The organism is Paenibacillus sp. P13VS (assembly GCF_015143645.1).
In the GTDB taxonomy this organism is placed as follows: Bacteria; Bacillota; Bacilli; order Paenibacillales; family Paenibacillaceae; genus Paenibacillus; species Paenibacillus xylanilyticus_A.
Window position 1 is genome coordinate 801,898 of record NZ_WYEV01000004.1, and the last position, 19,968, is coordinate 821,865.

The window sequence follows — 19,968 nt, forward strand, 5'->3', positions numbered from 1 at the left end:
CTGTTTTATCAGAATTGTCCGCATTTTATATTTCCTTAATCTCGTGAAACTTTCTCTATTGCCTTTCGTCTAATTACTGATGAACATCAAAGGAGATGACTATGCGAATAACCTGCAGCCCGGCATATGCTGGGAAAATGATTGGGTCCATTAACCTTCAGCCATCGAAGTTTATGAAAGGAATCTCAAGCAACAGCCAAATTACTGATCATGTTGATCCTGAGCGCATTGCAATCCCCTACATAGAAGACACTGATTTTGGATCGCATCTGGATGCCATGAAAATCATGAAGGGAACATATAAGGAAGAATTTCACGTAAGCTACGATGTAGAATTCACAATTGATGTCGATAACAAAGGGTACATCACACAATTTGAACACACGTTTCCTTTGGAACGATATATTGATCTTGTGGCAACACAATCCTATAAAGTCATCAAAACCAATTGGCGCGGACAAGACTATCACGTGATGACTTACAGCTACATGGAGGAAGTATGTAACCCGACTAACGTCATTTTCAGATGTAACGCTGCGGAAGACGTATTCGTCGTTGCTGAACTTGCCCCCTACTGTATTGATGGTGTGGTCATACAACCCAACCATGTTTATCTTCACCTTCGTGCATTAATTTCAGCCAGAGATGATCTCTATCCGATCGATTACATGTGTGAGCCTGATTTTGATCTGAGTCTGGATTAGAGCTGAGATACATAAAGAAAAAGAGCACAAGGCTCTCCCTTTTAATTAGGAATAGCCTGTGCTCATTTTAAGTTGGACGAGATTCAAATCTTCTCACCAAGTCTCTTCGCTACGGTCTTCATCACTTATTCAGACTGGACAACGGCCATTCGTTCCACTGTCTCCGTGTTTTCCTTATACCATGCCATGACGACATCTCCTTCTTTCAGATCAGATACCTGAATTGCCCCGTTCGCATCTGACTTGTTGTTACCTCTTCCTCCCATCTCCATACCTTGAGTGATGCTAACATCCGAGTTCAGCTTTAACTTCATTTCAACTCCAGTTTCATTCATCCCCCTGCTTCCGCTGCCAGGAGCACCGTCCTGCTGACCCTGGTTAGTGGAGTTCTGTGAAGAGAAGCCTTGAAACTCAAGTAACGCTACAGTAACGGTATCTCCGTCTATGGAGACAATCCGGCCTGTAAGATCAGCATTCATGGCACCGGGCATATCATCCGGTCCACCTGTTCGGTCATTCATGCCTCCGCCTCGCTGCATTCCTCCGTTCATGCCTGGGCCACCATTCATCATTCCCCCATTCATGCCTTGTGCAGTACCGGTATTCGTAATGTTTTGGGCTGTTATGACATCACAGGCAGCAAGCAGAACAGCACAGCCTGCCAGTAGGATTAGAATAGATGTGAAATAATAATTTTTTCGCATAAGATCACCTTTTTCCCAGGGATGGCTGTCCCCAGCCGAGTTTTCTTTGGAACACCAATTCATACGTATCCTTGAACCCCATGTAGGACAACACAATAAGCAACGGATATACCGGATAGATATAGCGCGATTTGATCTCCCACAGGATGTAGAATCCGATAAATCCGAGAACCACCAGAATCAGGGAAACCTCATCATATCGCTTAAGACGAATGCCTCGGACCAACCGAACGAAAATAAAACAGTACATCAGGAAGTTCATCACATATACGACCCAAAGCACACCCGTTCGATAGACTGAATCCCCCTGGAACAGGTCCGTTACCCCATTGGTGTAACTATAGGAGCCCGCAATTCCGCCTGCTCTTCCTCTTCCCATGCCTGAGGCACTTTCATTGCCGATCCCGTATCGATCCATCTGGTACGTGCCTTCAGTCCAGGTCCATATGATCTTTTTGTAATACATCTGAATCAGTTCACTGGCACTCGCTTCCGACAGCTTCGATTCAATCTCCTGCTTAAATAGTGCTGTGCTGTCGGCCTTATTGTAATTGGCCTGTCTCTGATAGATTTGGTAGCTCTCCATATTGTCCCAGAATCCGAATCGTTCGAGGTTAATCCCCATGTTCAGCCACATATAGACGGGGGCCGAATTTTCCCCGACCGGTTCGCTTACTGTACCTGTGGACTGCAGCACGGCATTCTGGGTCCAACCTGGGACATTAAATAGAACAGCCAGTACGGCGATGGAGCCCAGCACCTTCTTGAACCCGATACTCCGCATGTTTAGCAAGATGTACAAGATAGCGGCAATCAGCACAATTGCGCCGATACTGCGGAAGTAGTTTCCGATGGCGAGAAGAATCGCAGCACAGAGAATAGCCTTCCATGATTTTTCACGTACAAACCGAAGTAAAAAATATAAACAGGATGTCAGAAATGCCGTCGCAATAACATCGTTATAAATGAGGTTGTTCAAGAATAAGGACGGCAAGTACGTCGCTGCAAAAATCAAAACGCCGTAATCCCGTTCCCTAGAGTTGGGGTTCAGCTGCTTATAAATGAGATAAATCATTAAGGTGGTCAACGTTGAGAACAGAATATTAAACAGCTTGATCACCAGATAGTTATCCGGGAACAGGGACAGTAATGTTTTCAAATAGAGCACGATGGAAAAGTTAAACGGGAACATGTGAAGATATCCACCCGTTTCAAACGAGGAATAATCCTGATCGTAAAGCATGCTCATCGCCAGAGAAACGACCGTCTGGGAGTCATCCGTCGGCACTCTTGGAAACACAAAGATAATCGCGATCTGAATCGCCATGGAACATAGCAAAACCACCGGAATAACGACTTTTGGACTGTACTTGTTCAATCCTAGGCAGAGACGGTATAGCCCGATACCCGTTAACAGAAGCAGGATAATGACCGGAAGGAAAATGCTCCATTGCTGGGTTCCCAGGATCGGATTGTCTCCATAAAGGCCATAATTATACTGCGCCCGAACGAATAGAGACGAAACAATAAACAAACCAACAAAGAAAATAAGAATGAGATAAAGCGTCTTATGGATCACTTTAGACATGCCAAAACTCCTTTTCGAGTACAGGATTCGAAAACAGTATAATGGCTCTAACTGAAAAATCGCTGAATTCGAACAGTCGGCTATCTCTGACCCCACGAACATGTATTTAAACACAAAAAAGACCGCCCTCTTCGCCCAAGATAGCGGTCTATCTATTCCTCTAATATAAGCTACTTCTTTCGTTTCTTCTCCGCGGCCTTCTCTACATTTTCCTTGACCCGAAATTCCACAATCCGGCGGATCAGCTCTTCCGGCAAGGGTTGATTCAGGGGGAACTGCACCGACCCTTTAGCGCCTTTGTAGACGGAGAGTTCATCCCGGAATGCCTCGATTCCGCCTGGGAGCAGGATAGAATCCAATATGATTCTTATATGCCGCAAAATGGACCAGATTCCCGTGCAGTGCATACGTTGGCATCTGGTAACTGATCTTCTCCTCCGCATTCGGAGCCGCTTCACGAATAATCTGTCTTAATGCCTGCAGTCTGACCTGTACATCCGGAGCAAACCCCGAAATATATTCATCGACCAGTGCAGAATAATGGTTACCCTCAGCCATTCTGACTCCTTCCACCACGATTCATGGACTCGTGATATGGATTTATTTTTCACAACGTCATAGACCGGCCATTGCGCATCAGATAATCTTCCTTCGTCTTGTAGTCCGGCATGATACTGCCAACGCGGCGCCAGAAGGAGCGATCGTGATTCATATGATGAATATGGCACAGCTCATGGATAATGACATAATCAATTACTTCCGGTGGTGCCATGGCCAGTCGATAGTTAAATGTGAGTTTTTTGTCCCAGCTGCAGCTGCCCCACTTGGTCGGAGATTCCACAATGTCTATGGACTTTGGTTTGACCTTCAGCTGCTGTTGGTATGGACCAATGCGTTCACCAATGACTCTCTTACACTCGGCAAAATAAAATTTCTTCAGATTCGCCCGCAGTTCATCCTCGGACAACCCATCAACCTTAATTAACTCATGCAGTGCATATTCCTTGCCCAGAAACAAAAACTTTCCGCTGCCTTCTTCCTCGTAGTCTTTGGCCTGCGGTCCTTCCAGGGCCTGCTGCATTAGGGCCGATTTCTTCAATATGATCGCACCATGCTGCTCTACAAGCTGCTGAATGATCTCATTGCTCGTACCATTAGGTGCTTTAATCGTTACCATGTAGGGCAGGTCCATCGTGATGGAAACCTTCTTGCCTTTGCCATATACCACATGGCATTGAATAATGTGTTCGTTTAGTTTAATCGTTAGCATACTGTGCTCCGCTTCTTTTTTTGTTATCCATTTATTACGATTGTATATCATCCTAAGGTAATCTGCACAAACAATACATACATATTTGTTAAATAAAACTGTATTATTATTCATTATTATGTATTATTATTTAAAACATACTGAATTCAGTCTCATATAAATGGAGGATACCGTATGAAGCAAATCACTGAGAATGGCCACAAAATCATTGAGGAATTATCCCTCAATCACTGGCAGTCCTTATCTACCTTGTTCTATGATGGATGGATTTTACGTTTTGCCAACGGATTCACGAAGCGTGCCAACTCCATACAACCCATCTATGATTCTACCCACGATGTGTTTGCCAAGATCGATGAGTGCGAGCGAATCTATGCTTCCAACCAGCTGAGTACCATTTTCAAAATCACACCGTTTATCCAGCCAGATCACTTGGATCAGCTTCTGCAGGACAGAGGCTATTCCATTGTGGATCACACCAACATGCAGGTGCGCAGTCTGGAAGAGCTGAAGGAACCGGAGTACCCTTTTGTACAAATTGATGAGCAGTTGACCCAGGAGTGGCTGGATCACTTTTGCCGATTGAATCAGGTACAGGAAGGGAAGCGGGAAACAATGACACAGATGCTGTCCAACATCCGTACAAGCACGGGTTTCATTTCCCTCTCGGTCGATGGACAAGTTGTTGCCTGTGGGCTGGGCGTTGTCGAGCGTGGCTATATCGGCTTGTATGATATCATTACGGATGCCGCATACCGGAATCGCGGGTTCGCTGAACAGATGATATTACATCTCTTGCATTGGGGGAAAAAGCAAGGCGCCACTTCGAGTTATCTGCAGGTTGTAGCCGGTAACGCTCCCGCTATAAAGCTCTACGCCAAGCTTGGCTATTCGAAAATCTACTCGTATTGGTATAGAGTTAAAGCATTCCATGAATCTTGATCGTAAATTCTGTCTCGGACTTTGGTCATCATTCATCCTCAGACGCACTTTATCGTATAAAAAATGCCTTTCTTAAAAAACAAGAAAGGCATTTTCATATTTTCTATTCCTTATGATATAGGAAGCTTAACCAGTACCTCATAGGACTTGCCAGCCTGGATATCCTTAATCATGTCTCCGTCGATCAATTGACCATTAACATACACTTCGGTCTTTTGGACAGCCGCATCCCGTTTCATCTCCACCTGCAGCTCGGCACCACGGAACAACCTGGTCACCGAAGCCTTATCCCAATCCGCAGGTAGTTGCGGACGAACGAGCAGCCCTTCGGCGTGACCCTGCAATCCGAACAGTCCATCGATCAGGCAGCGATACACCCAAGGTACCGTACCCGTGTTGAACAGATGGCTGGAGCGCCCGGCTGTACGTGGATATTGTCTGTAGGCCCCGCGATAATAATTGGGGATGAATACAGGCAACTGCCCCCGCTGGAGGACATCTTCGGTATCGGGACCAGGAATCATTTTGCGAAGGAGTCGGTAGGCGTTCTCCTTTTCCTCAACCAAATACAGGGCATAGATGTAGAACGCAGCCGCATGGTTGTAGACCGCTCCATTCTCGGCGCTGCCCGGATGTTTTTGCGTAACCCGGCCGACATCTTCCCGCATGGATGTGAAGGACGGTGCCAGTTTCTCCACACCATATGGGGTCTCCAATTGCTCCTCCACTGCCCGGATCAGCTTCTTCCGCTTCTCCTCATCGGCCGCGCCGCTCATCAGCGCCCAACCCTGAGGATTAATATAGATGCGTCCTTCCTGATCCTTGCTGATGCCAAAAACGACATTATCATCCGTTATTCCGCGTGCATACCATTCGCCATCCCACAGATACTCATTCGCTACAGCATTGGTCCGGTCTGCTTCCTCACGGAATTGCTTCGCTGTCTCGGTATGCCCGGCCTGCTCGGAAATATCCGCCCAGACCTTGAACGCATATGCTGTTGCAATGGTCAGCCAGCCGGATACCCCTTTGCCCTTATAACCCACCATATTCATCGGATCACACCAGTCGCCCTGATTAATGAAGTTGAGGCCGCGGTGGTCACGATCCTGAATCAGCCAGCGCATGGCCAAATTCATATGCTCCAGCACAGAGACTTTCTCTTCACTGTCGGCAAATGCAACCTGCTCCTCCAAAATGCTGTAATCATTCGTCTCATCCAGATACGTACGCATGCAGACCGGAAGCCAGATACAGTGGTCCGTATGAGGAACCTGGTTGATGTATTTGAGCTCGGCATCCGGGTGCAAAATGATTCCATCCGGCATCGCGCCGCTTGCATGCTGCTGAGCCAGGGCTGTCAGGAAGGCATCACGTGCGATCCCAGGCTGAATGTAACTCATGCCCATGTTATCTTGCAGATAGTTTCGGGTCTGGGGATCAGTCGTTAGACGGTTCGTTTTGCCGTGGTAATACATTTGGCGTGGCAGCCAGTGGTTTACAAAATTATTCAAACCGTCATCCGGGGTCTGGATCTGGATATTTCCCTGTCCTTCTGCAACGTAAGCTGCATATTCCTGTTCAGCCAAGGCAAAACCATCCATTCCTTCATGATCCCGCTTGATAAAATACTGCTGCCGGATGCGTTCGATCTCTGCCTCATCATGTGCCGGCCCAAAGATAAACCGATATTCCCGCTCAGCCCCAGCTTCGAGCTCCAACCTGTACTGAAGGACAGCGACAGGTGTCTCATACCTTGCATCCCCACCCTCCAAGGTGTCCAGCTGCAATGCCGATGGATCATGAAGGCCGCCTTCGCCCTCGAAACGCTCGTGATTCACTTCCCATGAAGCAGGCTTGCGATCCGCAAGCAGGTAGGTCTTGTCGCTGTAATTTTTAATTTTGGCATAGTCCTGGTATTTCTGATACGGCGTAATGGACGAGCAGACGATTCCCTGCAAATCATCTACATATTCACCAGACTGATTCATCCATGACATATAACCAACCGTGAAATACGGATACATGCTCAGCTTGCGTTTATGAGAGGAAAGGTTCTTCACCTTAACTTGCCAGAGCTCCATGGCATCCGCTTTGGGCAGACGCAGGCTCATCTCAATGGAAATGTCATCGCTTACAACATTCCAGCGAATATCGTGTTTCCCCACGGCGAATGTATAGCTGTCCGCCTGTTTTCGCACCGGCTCATATGGAGCCGAGAAAATGTTACCGTTGACTTCATCCTTGATGTAGACAAATCTCCCAGGATGGTGCGCATAATACGGCTGCTCCGGCTGCATAAATGTTTTCGCTTCCAGATTGGGCGCATGCGAATACTTGGCAGGCTCCGGCTGCATGAATTGCGCCACAGCATATCCGCGGCAATTCATATGGATCATCATCTTTTCGTTCCATAAGAATCCGGATGCCTTGGGCATGCTTGTCGGACTGGTCAGCTCATAATATTCATTGTCGTTCGTTGCTCTGATCATCACTGAACCTCTCTTTCGGGTTTTGAAATTCAGAAAACGTTTTAGTAACTTGTATACAACTTCATTCATTATAACACGGGAACGCTTACAGTCACGGATAAATGTTCAAAAAATTCATGTGAATTAACCTGCTCAGCGCATAAACATCGCAAAACATTCTATTCAAATAAAACTTCTGATTAGGTGCTCCGATTTAACAAAAAAAGAGCTGAATTCTCAGCTCTTATTGCGTTCCAATTGTTTTTCGATGCCCAGCCTGTCAATCTGAATCCAATATTCTGCAATCCGCTCATGTTCGACTCGATATACAGCACTGGCAATTTCAATAACCGGCCGATGGGTTGGTGCGTATCCATCCACTTCTCCTATATGTATACCCTCTTGTCTCCAGCGCACATACACTTTATCGCCCTGTACGATCAGTTCCTGAATCTCAAGTGAGAATTCACCGTAAGCCTGAATCATTTCTCTTACATGATCCGCATATTCGGAAGGTGTCCTGTTTACGGTCACTTCCTCTTCCGATACCACCTGATGGGCCAGTACCTGCTCCGCCATCAAAGTATCTGCGTAATCAAGGTTACGACCTGATCGAACCTCCTTGAAAAAGGCTTTGACAATCTGTTCTGGGGTCATTGCACGCCACTCCATTTACTTTGGATTTGCTGTCACATCTGAAAGGCAGCCTTCTATATCTTCCCTTATTCTAACATCCATTCCATGGTGGGAGATCAATCTGTTCTACTGTTCTACGGGACTTTTAACTCCAGTACCCTAATGAACTCGAAGTTGCTTTGGTAAAATACATATTCAACATAAAGAACTCCATCACCTTAGCGGGGATGGAGTTCTTTGCTTAACAAAAGCTAATCCTTGGGGACCATTTAAGGTATTCCTATTACGGACTAACGGTACCACCATTGGCATTCAGGGTCTCACCGCTCACGTAACTGGATTCTTGGCTCGCCAGGAATACAAAGGCAGGTGCCATCTCGGCAGGTTGTCCCGCCCGGCCAAGTGGCGTATTGGAGCCGAAACTAGCAAGCTTCTCGACGGGCTGTCCGCCAACCACCTGAAGCGGTGTCCATACCGGACCTGGCGCTACAACATTCACGCGGATACCTTTGCTGCCGACCTGCTGGGCCAGCGCTTTGCTGAATGTGTTGATGGCCGCCTTCGTCGTTGCATAATCCAGCAGGATTGGCGAAGGGCTGTACGCCTGAATGGACGACGTATTGATAATGGAGCTGCCTGGTTTCATATGTTTTACAGCCGCTTTGCAGAGCCAGAACATGGAGTACACATTCGTTTTGAATGTCGCATCGAATTGCTCTGTAGTCAGATCCGCAATCTGTTCCACAAACTGCTGTTTACCTGCCACGTTGGCAAGAATATCGATCCCGCCAAGCTCCTTAACGGCAGACTCAATGAGCTGCTCACAATAGTTCTCATCCTTCAGGTCACCGGGAATCGCCACAGCCTTACGGCCTGCTTCTTCAATCAGCTGTACCACTTCCTTGGCATCCGCTTCTTCTTCAGGAAGATAAGACAGCACCACATCCGCGCCTTCACGGGCAAAGGCAATCGCTGCCGCGCGGCCAATCCCGCTGTCTGCACCAGTGACTACGGCTTTGCGTCCAGTCAGACGTCCGCTGCCTTTGTAACTCTTTTCGCCTGCATCAGGCACGGGTGTCATCTCGCGTTGAAGTCCCGGCTCTTCCTGCTGCTGTTTCCATTCTGATGTTGCCTTCGGATATTGTGTCGTCGGATCTTGTACAGTATGCTGGTCTTGATTAGCCATGTTCAATTCCTCCTCGGGTAAATTTACAGGTGGTCACTACGATCACAGAACAACCTTACGATCGCTGTTATCCCCAGATTTCTTTATCTCCCTTTATTAAGGGGGAAATCCGGGGATAAAGGCGAACACTCCGTTTCTCCAGGTTATTTCTGCTCTCTTCGTGAACATGTAAATTTCAATTTATTTATAGTTGGGTTTCATAAAAGTTGCACTCTTTTCTTTGTAACCGAGATGGGTGGAGTTTAAACTGGGCTTGATCATTTCCATCATGGTGTAGCATTTCATTCTCGTAGGGTAATGGACATAAAAAATGCACTCCCTGAATGGCACTGGATCACCCGAAGGTTCTCCGATGTATTCAAGGAATGCATATACGATACGATGTTATTACAATGCTACCATATTCACTTTAACGATCTTCTCCGCCCTCTACACGCTGCTTTTTCCCAATACCGAATATGAAGTATCCGAGCACCACGATGGCCATAAAGGTCGCACCCACAATCAGGGGCAAACGTGTATCCGGGTTAAACGCCATTCCGATGATAACCAGGATCAGATACACAATAATAATGTAGTTGCTGATAGGGAACCATTTGGACTTGAAGTTGTGTTCCTTCATCTCATTACCCCAGCGCTTTCTGAACCGGAACTGGCTGAAGGCCAGTGCGAACCACGGCACCATCCCCGGAAGAACACTTGCACTGTAGATATACAGGAACAGTTTGGAATTCGGCATCAGGTAGTTCAAGATTACACCGATCAGCAGCAGGGAGATCGTAATAACGATGCTGTTGCGTGGAACCCCGCCTTTGGACAGCTTTTTGAAGAAGGCAGGTGCCTGTCCATTCTCCGCAAGCGTATATAACATACGTCCCGCACTGTAAATTCCGCTATTACACCCCGACATCGCAGCCGTGAGCACCACGAAGTTGATAATGCCCGCAGCAGCCACAATCCCGACCTTGGCAAAGGTAAGTACAAACGGGCTTCCCGTCTGCCCCACTTCATTCCACGGGTACAGTGTCACGATGACAAAGATAGCCCCTACATAAAAGATAAGGATGCGCCATACGATATTTTTGATCGCTTTACGCAGCGTATGCTTCGGATTCTCCGCTTCCCCGGCCGTAATACCGACCATTTCCACGCCCTGGTAGGCAGCCGTTACGATACATAGAGCAAACAGGAATCCTTTGATCCCTCCCGGGAAGAAGCCTCCATGACTCACCAAATTCGATAATCCGATTGGCTGTCCGCCGTTACCCAGACCGAAGAAGATTAAGCCGGTTCCGATCACGATCATGAACACAATGGCTGTTACCTTAATCATGGCGAACCAGAATTCAAACTCCCCGTAATATTTCACCGCAGCCAGATTCGCCGCCGCAATAATGAGCACACCAGCCAGTGCCGGCAGCCATTGTGGAATATCCGGAAACCAGTACCCGACATAGATACCGATCGCCGTAACTTCCGCCATCCCCACCGTTACCCAGAGAAACCAGTAACTCCAGGCGGTCAGGAACCCGGCAAGCGGACTGATATATTTATGAGCAAATGTGGCAAAGGATCCGGTGACAGGCTCCTGAATCAACATCTCACCCATAATACGCATGACAAAAAAGATAATGATCCCGGCCAGCAGATAAGCCAGCAGCACCGAAGGACCAGCCCATTTGATCGTACTCGCCGATCCCATGAACAATCCAACGCCGATTGTACCCCCGAGTGCAATCAGCTCAACGTGACGGGGCTTAAGCCCTCTAGATAGTTGCTTCGATTCCAAACGATTCTCCCCTTTTCTTGTGTGCAGCTTCGTGTTGTCAGAATTACATTTTATGTTCACATTAACGCAATGCAGAATTGCTTCACCAAATTGTACGAGATGTGCCGCAGAAATACAACAAGGAATGTAAGGAAGCGTTTTTATTAAGAATGTTCATCATTTATAACGGTTTCTGGATCATTCCCCAAAAGAATCAGCTTGATATGAGCACGACCAACAGCGAAGGTACACTAACCAAAATAGCTCAGCCAATTATCGGAGCTTGGAAACGCTGCATGCCCTGAGTGTGAAACCACCCGCGACAACCGCTTATGGCGACTCTACCCGCGATCTGGGAGGTTATTTTTGTATTTTTGGATACAGCCGCATCGAACATGGACCTAACAGACAGGATACTGGAACAATCTTGCTATCCATCCGTATCTTCTATAAATGCTCATAGGGGAGGCACCGTATGCCTGACTTGCTGCTGATCTTATTTTTGTTCAACCTGTCTCTATTTCTTCTGCACGAAATGGATGCGATTAGGCGATCCGAGTGGAGATTGTTTATCGTGTTGAAAGAGATGGAGGACGAGAAAGCTTATAGGTATTTTACATGGGTGCACCTGCCCTTATACACCGTCATCCTCTCCCTGCTCTTCAGTTCGTATCAGACGATTACATTCTGGGTGCTGGACATCTTTTTCATCATACATACGATATTGCATTTCTTGTTTGAGAAGCACCCACGCAACCAATTTAAAAATTCGTTCTCAAGGTCATTCATCTACCTCATGGGAATTTTTGCTTTAATCCATTTAATAATCCTAATAAACTAGGGGTAACAACTACTCATTTCGGGAGGTGTGCATATGGAGCAGCAGCACGCAGCACGAGTCGAATTATTCGTTTCCAACGCACAGATCATCAAGAAGTCGTTCAAATGGCAAAATCCGATGATGCATCGCCTGGCGGCACTTCTCTATGCAGGCGAAAATAAAACGGCGGATGGCGAGGCCATTCGCCAGAGTCATGATCTGATGAAGCAAAATACAAACCTCTTTTCCGTATTCAGAGGCAATTCGGCCATCAGTATTGCCGCCATGCTCTCCCTTACCACGGATCAGGAGTCGAAGCTGGCGGATACCCTACATGTCTACGATCTGATGAAACAGATCAAGTTTCGTACTTCCGATTTCCTGGCCGTGGCTGCCTATCAGATCGCTGCCCAGGCAGCGCCTGACCAGTTTCAGTACACGGTGGAGCGTGCCAAGGCTTTTTACGATCAAATGAAAGCAAAACACCGCTTCCTCACCGGACAGGATGACTATATTTTCGCAGCCATGCTGGCTCTCTCCGATCTGGATGTGGAATCCGGTGTGGCCCGCATGGAGCAGCTCTACCGTGAACTGAAGCCAGAATTCTCCCCTGGCAACAGCGTGCAGGCATTGACCCAGGTACTGGTCCTTGGAGACGACAATCCTGAATCAAGCGCACGTGTATTGGCATTACAGGAGGCGTTCCGTAAACGCAGCATCCGCTTGGATAAAACGTATACCCTATCCTCCCTCGGAGTGCTCTCTCTGCTGCCTGTCCACCAAGACACACTGGTGGATCAGGTGCAAGAAACGTTCGACTGGCTGCGTGATCAAAAGGGCTTCGGGGCATGGTCGATCACCAAACAGGAGCTGCTTCTATTCTCATCTGCCCTGGTGGCGGTTCAGCATGTTAAGAATCTGCGAAGCGGTGTGCTGACCACGACACTCTCTACCAGCATCACAAACATTATCATCGCACAGCAGGCCGCCATGGCCTCCGCTGCCGCGGCTTCGGCTGCTGCTGCCGCTTCATCATCTTCAAGCTAACGTTCATCAAGGCAGCTTATTATGAAAAAGCCCCCTCTGATTGATTCAGAGAGGGCTTAAGTTAATTCAAAATAGGTGTAGAACAATTCATCATCTTCCGAATCTATATGATTCCCGTTTCTCGAAACTCCTCAATGAAACTGTTCAGCCAATCGTCACCATAATCGAGTGCTCCCATATCATTTTCGATAAAAGCAACATCCAGGCCCATGACCCAGAACCTGCGAGCGATAATGAACAGGTCTACGGCCTGCTCGTCCTCTGGAGAGAAGCTTCGTATCGAACGATAACCTGCCATGAGCGCATTCCATAATGCTGCTTTTTGCTCACCGGATTGCCTCTTTCTAGCCTTTACCTGAGCCAGATCATAGGCACGCCAGCCCTTGGCTGTCCACTCCAGGTCATAATGCGTAAACGAGCCTCCCTGCTGAAAGGCATTATTGTTACCATGCATATCGCCATGACACAGTCCCCATTCCAGACTACGAGCAGATGCTGTAATCCGCTTCTTCAGCTCCTCCGTAAACGCATACAAAAATGGCCCTGCTTCATGTGTCTCTCCAATGTATGCCATAATGCGCGCGAGCGGCTGATCAATCAGAAATTGCGTATCCAGCTCATATCTGGGCTGTTCCACTACCACCTGGTCCATGGCCTTGTGCAGCTCAGCCGCAGATTGACCAAAAGCATAACAGGACTTCTCATCCTCCAGGTTATTCTCGGTCCCCTCAATATAGCGGAACATCACAGCCACTCGTTTGCCTTCCGGCGCATCCAGAACGGTGTAACCACGATTATCCTTCCTCTTCATGTAATCACCAACATCTGCATGCACGGAAGAATTCAAAATCGCTTTCAATTGAGATAACATGGACAACTCCGTGATGACTTCTTCCTCCCCGATCTCGGCACGGTATACCCGAAGGATGTGCAAGCCAGTGGACGTTTTTACCCGGTATGTATCATTCAATCCTCGCAGCCAAAACAAACATTCTTCCCATTGACCCATATCATATTGATCTCTTAGAACAAACTCCAAATATTTCGGGCTTAAAATAGAGCGTAATGCCATGGGTTGATTAAAATTAAGCATAATGATGCTCCTTTAATTTTAATAATTTCTGTTACTCCTATCACTTAATATATAGGTTACAGGTACATTTTGGAAGACAAGTTAAAAGAAGTGTGCATTCTGGCAAGTTCATTTACAACCTTTGTTGTTCTCGCTTTGAATCTCACCCTTGACCTTGAAGTACACTTCAACCTTTATACTGTAGATATCGTAATCAAGACGAGAGGCGGCATACAGATGAGTATGAAAGTATATAACAAAAGACGCTCTCTAATGAGCTTTCTATTTGAAAAATTTATTCTTTTATCAGGCACCAAGAAGAATTTCTCCACGCGGGACAACACCCGGAAGCACATCGACCAAGTGGGGCTTGAGAACATTAAGCCTTATCAGATAGGGAAGGTGAAACTCACATCTCCCCGATCAGAGCGTTCCTTTGAGGACATGCAGGTATTTACATTGAATGACCAGCATTCAGACGCACAAAAAGTCATCTTATATATTCATGGCGGCGCTCATACGCACCAGCCCTTAAGTTTGCATTGGAAATTCATGGACACCCTGGCCCAGGCATTGAACGCCAAAGTGATCGCTCCCATTTATCCCAAAGTGCCTCACTTCAACTATCAGCATACGTATCCAAGACTGCTAAACTTATATCGTGAAATCCTTGAATCCGTACAAGATCCCTCACAACTTACGATTATGGGAGATTCAGCGGGTGGGAATATTTCGCTAAGTCTGGCACATTACATTCAGATGAATCATCTTCCTCAGCCCAAAGACATCATTTTGTTGTCTCCATGCGTGGATATGGTTCTGGACAACCCCGTCATATTTGATTATGAGTCGAGGGACCCCATGCTCGCTGTAGAAGGATATGATGTAATCCGGCGGATATGGGCAGCTGACAAATCGCTGGATGATCCGCTGATTAGTCCGATTTACGGAGATTTCGAAGGGCTCGGGAAAATTACCATGTTTGTCGGAACACATGAAGGGCTGTTCCCCGACATCATGAAGCTCGACAAGATGCTTACTGACCAATCCATGGACCATCATACCTTTGTTTATCCCAAAATGAATCATGTTTTTGTCCTGTATCCCATCCCGGAGGCCAAGGATGCTCAGCGCAAAATCATCGACATCATTAAGCACTAAACACAGCCTCCAATTCCTTGTTTCATAAGTTAACGCATCAGCAATACTCACAAATATTTATGCTAAATTAAATAAAAAATTCAATTCTGCACTTGTATATTTGATTATTCCGGGTATAATACTCGGTATATATAGAAAAGCAAAGCCGACTGGAGTGAACAATGCCATGAGTTCTTGGACACAAACTTGGGTTAACGATTATTTGGACTTATATAACTATGCCAAGACTATAGGGGACTCGGCATGGGCTGAAGATCTTCTCAGGAAGCTTCGTGACCAGAAGGACATCATGTTGGAAGAAGAACGGAAAGTTCGATTGCTGCGTGAACTGCTTGCTAACTATGACCGAATTAACCATCAGTTGTTGGAAATCTTCAATAAACTGCGGGGGGTTTCCGAAGGTTCTCAGGCAGAATCCTTGCAGGAGCAATGGTTAAAGCTGAAGCTGATGCGTATTGATGTGTCGAGGAAAATTCTTCAATATATATAAAGAAAAAAGCCGGTCTGCAGTTTGTCTGCTCAACCCGCCTTGTTTAAAGGCTTACTAATCGTTTCAATGCATACAGTCAACTGTTCTGCTATATGTAAAGCCCGCCAGCTTTACATTAGATGATGTATCGATAATTACATGGATGCTTTTTTCATGCTGCTCATCATGCCCATCATGGTAGTCATCATTTCGTCGCACTCTTGCATGCAGGACATCATTTTGTTCATGTCCATGCTTTCCATCATGTTATTCTCTTCCATGCACTCCATCATCATTTTCATGGACTTCATTTTGCTCATCATTTCTTCCATGCACATATTCATCATCATGTTCATACACATATTTTCCATTCTATGTTCCTCCTAACCATATTTAGTAGACTTCCTTTTTTTAGAATAAACGATCACCCGCTTAAAAGCAATCATTTTCCTCTTGCCATTCAGATTAAATTTGTGTATAATACGCACTTCACTTATTAATCCAGTCGGAAATAAAGGCTTTTGCGGACATGTAGCTGTTCACAAAAGCCTTTTTGACGTTTTCAGCAGGGTTGCCCCTTCAGCAAATTAAGGTTTTTTGTAACTAGGAACTCAGATTGGTTCGATAGTCGGGCAGCTGCCTGTCCTGTGTTGTACGATTCAGCAGGCTAGCTATACGCTCCCGGTCAAAAGAAGCCAGATATACAGCTAATACATCATCCTCGCTTTCACCAACAGCCAGTTCGAACAGGAGAATGACATTCTCCCTACAAAATATCCGCCAAGCCTGAAGAGAGGACGTCTCTGGAATTTCATATGCCCCGTCGCTTAATCCCCAATAGGATCGGTAATCCGATAACCCCCACATGTTCTCATCAAAAATAACCCAATAAGGCAGCCTGTCCTCCACCCCCATCTGAATGAATGCTTTGCTTACAAGGAAATTGGTGAGTGATTCATTCTCGAGCGACCAATCCGGATGGTTCCAGGCACACAGATACACCGGCGGGTCTTCCTTCGTCAAATCACTGAAACGTATGCCGCAATAAATCACCGATTCTTCGCATTGATAAAAGACCAAAAACGCCTTGTCCGTTGTAAAGAAATCCGAATCCGGTACAAAGATATCCTCCAGAAGCATCGGCTCATACTGATTATTGCAGTGCTGCGTAATATATTGGGATCGCCCAAACCTCTTATAGTATTCACGCAGAGCGGCTGGAAACGACTTGCCGAGGCGCCGCTCCTGTTCCCGAATGTCTTCTTCTGTGTTGGAACTTGCTCCTTCATGATGACCTTGGAGAAACTCGGCCAACACTTTGAAATCTGCAATCAAGTTAATCTCCTCCTCTCACCAAAACGTAGCTTTCAAAGAATAGACGGGCCTCTGGAAATAACAGTGGAGCGACATTGTCTATGGGGAACCACCGAATATCATCAATCTCATCATCCTGAGGCTTCAGATCAGTCCCGTCTCCAGCATATTCGACCAGAAACATCGTCGTTTCCTTGCCTTGAAATCCCAATTTCTCCTGCGTTATAGCGTCAAAATTAAAGGCAATTCGGTCCTTGAACGGTTTGATAATTGTAAAGTTTGTTGATCCCGTTTCTTCTTCTAATTCCCTGAGCAGTGCCGCCTCAACGCTCTCATCCTGCGGTTCCATCCCGCCTTTTGGGAAATCCCACGTTCCTTTGATTTTCCCCTGTGCTCCCTTTACCTTATGAACTAACAGTACTTCTTCGTCCTTTTGAATGACCGCGCCGACAGCCATACGAATCATTGATTACACCCCCATGATCCTAAGTCTTGAGCAAGATATCCGGTTTAATTGCTTGTATGATTTACATTATAAAATATTCATGAGCAGAATTCCTTTTTAGCCCAAATAGACCGCTCCCTCGCCAGGGAAACGGTCTATGAAGGCTACCTTTTATGAAGAAGATATCCTATGGAGATACAGAGTTAGTTGCACCAATCTTCGTAATAACCGTATCATACGGAGCCAGTTCAAGCGTTTGTTTTCCAAACTCGGTATCAATCGTTGTTGTCTGAACCTGGTCACTATTGTTAATCACAACCAATATGTTACTTTCAGGATAATACGCACACTCGGTGTACAGGTTATCCGGGATATACTTCGTTTCCTCGTATTCTTGGCCTGCATAGCGAATCAGATTCAGCAGCAATCGGGTATTCTCCCAGTTGAATGCGAATGCGGAGAGATAGATCCCTTTTCCTTTGCCGAATGCATGCGTAGACAACGTAATATGACCATCCGTTTCATGCAGCACCTCAGCCGTGCCATCCGTAAGATAAATGCCTTTCTTCGGCGTTATGCTGGCTTCATCCGGTACCAAACCATGCTCATCTCGTACCTCATACGACCATTTTCCGTGAACGACTCTTGCCCCTGTATCTTCATCCACACCAAGAATATGTGCCATTCGGAAAAAGCTGTCGTATCCCTCGATCGCCGACGGCTGATCAATGCCGATAAACGTACCACCTTCGTACACCCACTTCGTCAGTAGGTCCACACACGTATGTTCATTCCAGTGCTCCCCGCCACTCCATGCGGAACCCGCGGAGCCAGCATTGATCACGACATCGCAGTCATGCAGTACGCCCTGACGGATGTCTTCAAAATCGATAAACCACACCTCAACCGGTAATCCCGACAATGCTTCATTGACGTGAATGAGATCATGCATGTACGTTTCATGGAAATGCCCGGACAGCGTCCAAGATCTCAGTTTGCCCCAGCTATGCAGCACGGCTACCTTGGTCTGAATCTGATAAGGCTTCCCAGCCTGATGCAGCTCCTTCATTTCCCTGAACTCATTGGCAATCTTCTCGATGTATTCCACAAAATCCGGATAAGGTTCCACCAGATGCAGATACCCGCCCAGTCCGATTCGATCGATCGGTTCTCTGAGCAGGGCACGCCGGATATTTATCCAATACTTCTTGGCATCCAGTGTTGGGTCGCCGCCCTCCTTGAAGGTAGGAAGTCCGCCTAAACCAACCGGAAACAGGTAGGGATGCAGCCGGATTTCATGCGTATCCACGTTGATACCCGAACACATTCTTGCCTCATACCCGGAGAAAACACATTTGATCATGCCGTCGAATCCAAATTCTTCGAAGCGGTCATTGTAAGGCTCCATGCCGACCCAGCTATCATCGTAGAAAACATAGGCCAGCTTGCCATGCTTGTGTACAATATCAATCAGCTTTTTACCGAATTCAATCACAAAATCATTGATGAACGCCATCCAATCCAGTTTGCGCTGATTCGCAGGCATATGACTGACCCGGTATTTACCGCCATTTACGAAATCCTCAGCCGTGAGGGAATAGCCAGCCTTTTTGGCAAACAGATCAAGCGCTCTTGAACTTACCGTAAAATCATATGAACCCCAGTCCGAGAACAGATGGCGGTTTCGCTCACTGCTGCCCCAGATCCAGGCGAAATTATAGAACAGGGACGTAAACCGAACAACGGTTGTTTCCTTGTGCTCCTGACACCAGTTTTCCATCCAATTCAGCAGGTATGCTTGGGTCTCCGGATAGATGGGATCGATCTGCATTAGATGCTCTTTGTCCCAGTCATTCGTCGTGTGATTGTACATCGAAATCTCTTCCCATATCCGGTAAACCATGAAGCTGACGGTGTATTTATGCCACGGAATGATGCCGGTAATGACTACATTCCCGGACTCCCGCTCATAATTCCACTGTTCTCTCGGCACCTCTTCCCCCGTGGTCCGGTCATAGACCTGCCAATACTTGAACGCTTCCCGGGAATCGTTCACCTTGAACTGTTCAGCGAAGAAATCCTCCATCAAATAGATGGACAGGTAATCCTGCACGGCCACCTTGGGGTTCGTTATGAGAAAACATTGCTGCAGCTTATCCGTATTGCGGGATGCCCACTCATTATGATCCCGGATGATACAGATCGTCGAATAAATGCCGTATCCGGCGTTGATAATCTCATCCGACAATTTCGTCCCGTCACTGTCACGAATGACATCCGCACCCCACCGTTCAGCGAGCTCCAGTGTCAGCGCCTCATAACCCGATTCTCCAGGCAGGGTGAAGGCTCCCGTTGTTTTTTTGGACAATTG

General features: G+C 46.8%; 19 protein-coding genes and 1 pseudogene. 7 read left to right on the plus strand and 13 right to left on the minus strand.

Going from position 1 to position 19,968, the window contains the following annotated elements:
- Positions 1 to 173 precede the first annotated feature (173 nt).
- Complete coding sequence (locus GUA98_RS13350) at positions 174 to 704, plus strand: hypothetical protein (RefSeq protein WP_227779609.1); 531 nt, start codon at positions 174 to 176, stop codon at positions 702 to 704.
- Between the two features lie 125 nt (positions 705 to 829).
- Here the strand turns inward: GUA98_RS13350 and GUA98_RS13355 are convergent, their stop codons facing one another.
- The 4 genes and pseudogenes from GUA98_RS13355 to GUA98_RS13370 all read right to left on the minus strand — a co-directional run bounded on the left by GUA98_RS13355 (position 830) and on the right by GUA98_RS13370 (position 4,266).
- Positions 830 to 1,408 carry a hypothetical protein gene (locus GUA98_RS13355; RefSeq protein ID WP_193723321.1) on the minus strand — a complete coding sequence of 193 codons (579 nt, stop codon included), beginning with the start codon at positions 1,406 to 1,408 and terminating at the stop codon, positions 830 to 832.
- 4 nt (positions 1,409 to 1,412) lie between these two features.
- The gene (locus GUA98_RS13360) at positions 1,413 to 2,996 is read right to left on the minus strand and encodes a glycosyltransferase family 39 protein (RefSeq protein WP_193723322.1); all 1,584 of its coding nucleotides are present in this window, start codon (positions 2,994 to 2,996) and stop codon (positions 1,413 to 1,415) included.
- Positions 2,997 to 3,166: 170 nt separating this feature from the next.
- Positions 3,167 to 3,554, minus strand: a pseudogene (locus GUA98_RS13365) (iron chaperone).
- Positions 3,555 to 3,603: 49 nt separating this feature from the next.
- The gene (locus GUA98_RS13370) at positions 3,604 to 4,266 is read right to left on the minus strand and encodes a M48 family metallopeptidase (RefSeq protein WP_193723323.1); all 663 of its coding nucleotides are present in this window, start codon (positions 4,264 to 4,266) and stop codon (positions 3,604 to 3,606) included.
- A 174-nt stretch (positions 4,267 to 4,440) separates the two neighbouring features.
- On the opposite strand from GUA98_RS13370, the gene GUA98_RS13375 reads away from it, so the two are divergent.
- A complete protein-coding gene (locus GUA98_RS13375; protein WP_193723324.1) occupies positions 4,441 to 5,208 on the plus strand; it encodes a GNAT family N-acetyltransferase in 768 nt (255 codons plus the stop codon).
- A gap of 110 nt (positions 5,209 to 5,318) precedes the next feature.
- Here GUA98_RS13375 and GUA98_RS13380 read toward each other — a convergent pair whose 3' ends face one another.
- The 4 genes from GUA98_RS13380 to GUA98_RS13395 all read right to left on the minus strand — a co-directional run bounded on the left by GUA98_RS13380 (position 5,319) and on the right by GUA98_RS13395 (position 11,290).
- The gene (locus GUA98_RS13380; RefSeq protein WP_193723325.1) at positions 5,319 to 7,700 is read right to left on the minus strand and encodes a GH36-type glycosyl hydrolase domain-containing protein; all 2,382 of its coding nucleotides are present in this window, start codon (positions 7,698 to 7,700) and stop codon (positions 5,319 to 5,321) included.
- Between the two features lie 216 nt (positions 7,701 to 7,916).
- Entirely contained in the window at positions 7,917 to 8,336 is a 420-nt protein-coding gene (locus GUA98_RS13385; protein WP_193723326.1) for an ester cyclase, read from the minus strand.
- A 262-nt stretch (positions 8,337 to 8,598) separates the two neighbouring features.
- On the minus strand, positions 8,599 to 9,501 hold the full coding sequence (locus GUA98_RS13390; protein ID WP_095360984.1) for an SDR family oxidoreductase: 903 nt from the start codon (positions 9,499 to 9,501) through the stop codon (positions 8,599 to 8,601).
- Between the two features lie 409 nt (positions 9,502 to 9,910).
- Positions 9,911 to 11,290, minus strand: coding sequence for an amino acid permease (locus GUA98_RS13395; protein ID WP_153976969.1), 1,380 nt, complete (start codon positions 11,288 to 11,290; stop codon positions 9,911 to 9,913).
- A gap of 149 nt (positions 11,291 to 11,439) precedes the next feature.
- On the opposite strand from GUA98_RS13395, the gene GUA98_RS29970 reads away from it, so the two are divergent.
- The 3 genes from GUA98_RS29970 to GUA98_RS13400 all read left to right on the plus strand — a co-directional run bounded on the left by GUA98_RS29970 (position 11,440) and on the right by GUA98_RS13400 (position 13,136).
- Positions 11,440 to 11,574, plus strand: coding sequence for a hypothetical protein (locus tag GUA98_RS29970; RefSeq protein WP_260503882.1), 135 nt, complete (start codon positions 11,440 to 11,442; stop codon positions 11,572 to 11,574).
- A 170-nt stretch (positions 11,575 to 11,744) separates the two neighbouring features.
- Positions 11,745 to 12,110: a DUF6713 family protein gene (locus GUA98_RS30160; protein WP_321573874.1), complete on the plus strand. Its 366-nt coding sequence runs from the start codon at positions 11,745 to 11,747 to the stop codon at positions 12,108 to 12,110.
- 33 nt (positions 12,111 to 12,143) lie between these two features.
- Entirely contained in the window at positions 12,144 to 13,136 is a 993-nt protein-coding gene (locus GUA98_RS13400) for a DUF4003 family protein (RefSeq protein WP_193723327.1), read from the plus strand.
- Between the two features lie 103 nt (positions 13,137 to 13,239).
- Here GUA98_RS13400 and GUA98_RS13405 read toward each other — a convergent pair whose 3' ends face one another.
- On the minus strand, positions 13,240 to 14,208 hold the full coding sequence (locus GUA98_RS13405) for a phosphotransferase (RefSeq protein WP_227779610.1): 969 nt from the start codon (positions 14,206 to 14,208) through the stop codon (positions 13,240 to 13,242).
- A 111-nt stretch (positions 14,209 to 14,319) separates the two neighbouring features.
- Here GUA98_RS13405 and GUA98_RS13410 point away from each other — a divergent pair, with 111 nt between their 5' ends.
- Both GUA98_RS13410 and GUA98_RS13415 read left to right on the plus strand, forming a co-directional pair.
- Positions 14,320 to 15,369: an alpha/beta hydrolase fold domain-containing protein gene (locus GUA98_RS13410; RefSeq protein WP_415753026.1), complete on the plus strand. Its 1,050-nt coding sequence runs from the start codon at positions 14,320 to 14,322 to the stop codon at positions 15,367 to 15,369.
- A gap of 166 nt (positions 15,370 to 15,535) precedes the next feature.
- Entirely contained in the window at positions 15,536 to 15,859 is a 324-nt protein-coding gene (locus GUA98_RS13415; RefSeq protein WP_193723330.1) for a hypothetical protein, read from the plus strand.
- 134 nt (positions 15,860 to 15,993) lie between these two features.
- On the opposite strand, the gene GUA98_RS13420 is transcribed toward GUA98_RS13415, so the two are convergent.
- The 4 genes from GUA98_RS13420 to gnpA form a co-directional block, all read right to left on the minus strand.
- Positions 15,994 to 16,209, minus strand: coding sequence for a hypothetical protein (locus GUA98_RS13420; protein WP_127538379.1), 216 nt, complete (start codon positions 16,207 to 16,209; stop codon positions 15,994 to 15,996).
- Between the two features lie 232 nt (positions 16,210 to 16,441).
- Positions 16,442 to 17,173, minus strand: coding sequence for an SMI1/KNR4 family protein (locus tag GUA98_RS13425; protein WP_193723331.1), 732 nt, complete (start codon positions 17,171 to 17,173; stop codon positions 16,442 to 16,444).
- 1 nt (position 17,174) lies between these two features.
- Entirely contained in the window at positions 17,175 to 17,618 is a 444-nt protein-coding gene (locus tag GUA98_RS13430; RefSeq protein ID WP_227779611.1) for an NUDIX hydrolase, read from the minus strand.
- Between the two features lie 166 nt (positions 17,619 to 17,784).
- The gene (gene gnpA, locus GUA98_RS13435; protein WP_193723332.1) at positions 17,785 to 19,965 is read right to left on the minus strand and encodes a 1,3-beta-galactosyl-N-acetylhexosamine phosphorylase; all 2,181 of its coding nucleotides are present in this window, start codon (positions 19,963 to 19,965) and stop codon (positions 17,785 to 17,787) included.
- Positions 19,966 to 19,968: the final 3 nt, after the last annotated feature.

What these genes read in the sequence shown, in the direction of transcription:
- GUA98_RS13415 (WP_193723330.1), top strand. Translation starts at nt 15,536, where the DNA reads ATGAGTTCTTGGACACAAACTTGGGTTAACGATTATTTGGACTTATAT.
- GUA98_RS13355 (WP_193723321.1), bottom strand. Translation starts at nt 1,408, where the DNA reads ATGCGAAAAAATTATTATTTCACATCTATTCTAATCCTACTGGCAGGC.
- GUA98_RS13430 (WP_227779611.1), bottom strand. Translation starts at nt 17,618, where the DNA reads ATGATTCGTATGGCTGTCGGCGCGGTCATTCAAAAGGACGAAGAAGTA.
- GUA98_RS13350 (WP_227779609.1), top strand. Translation starts at nt 174, where the DNA reads ATGAAAGGAATCTCAAGCAACAGCCAAATTACTGATCATGTTGATCCT.
- GUA98_RS30160 (WP_321573874.1), top strand. Translation starts at nt 11,745, where the DNA reads ATGCCTGACTTGCTGCTGATCTTATTTTTGTTCAACCTGTCTCTATTT.
- GUA98_RS13405 (WP_227779610.1), bottom strand. Translation starts at nt 14,208, where the DNA reads ATGGCATTACGCTCTATTTTAAGCCCGAAATATTTGGAGTTTGTTCTA.
- GUA98_RS13420 (WP_127538379.1), bottom strand. Translation starts at nt 16,209, where the DNA reads ATGGAAAATATGTGTATGAACATGATGATGAATATGTGCATGGAAGAA.
- GUA98_RS13375 (WP_193723324.1), top strand. Translation starts at nt 4,441, where the DNA reads ATGAAGCAAATCACTGAGAATGGCCACAAAATCATTGAGGAATTATCC.
- GUA98_RS13390 (WP_095360984.1), bottom strand. Translation starts at nt 9,501, where the DNA reads ATGGCTAATCAAGACCAGCATACTGTACAAGATCCGACGACACAATAT.
- GUA98_RS13370 (WP_193723323.1), bottom strand. Translation starts at nt 4,266, where the DNA reads ATGCTAACGATTAAACTAAACGAACACATTATTCAATGCCATGTGGTA.
- GUA98_RS13380 (WP_193723325.1), bottom strand. Translation starts at nt 7,700, where the DNA reads ATGATCAGAGCAACGAACGACAATGAATATTATGAGCTGACCAGTCCG.
- GUA98_RS13360 (WP_193723322.1), bottom strand. Translation starts at nt 2,996, where the DNA reads ATGTCTAAAGTGATCCATAAGACGCTTTATCTCATTCTTATTTTCTTT.
- GUA98_RS13385 (WP_193723326.1), bottom strand. Translation starts at nt 8,336, where the DNA reads ATGACCCCAGAACAGATTGTCAAAGCCTTTTTCAAGGAGGTTCGATCA.
- GUA98_RS29970 (WP_260503882.1), top strand. Translation starts at nt 11,440, where the DNA reads ATGTTCATCATTTATAACGGTTTCTGGATCATTCCCCAAAAGAATCAG.
- GUA98_RS13400 (WP_193723327.1), top strand. Translation starts at nt 12,144, where the DNA reads ATGGAGCAGCAGCACGCAGCACGAGTCGAATTATTCGTTTCCAACGCA.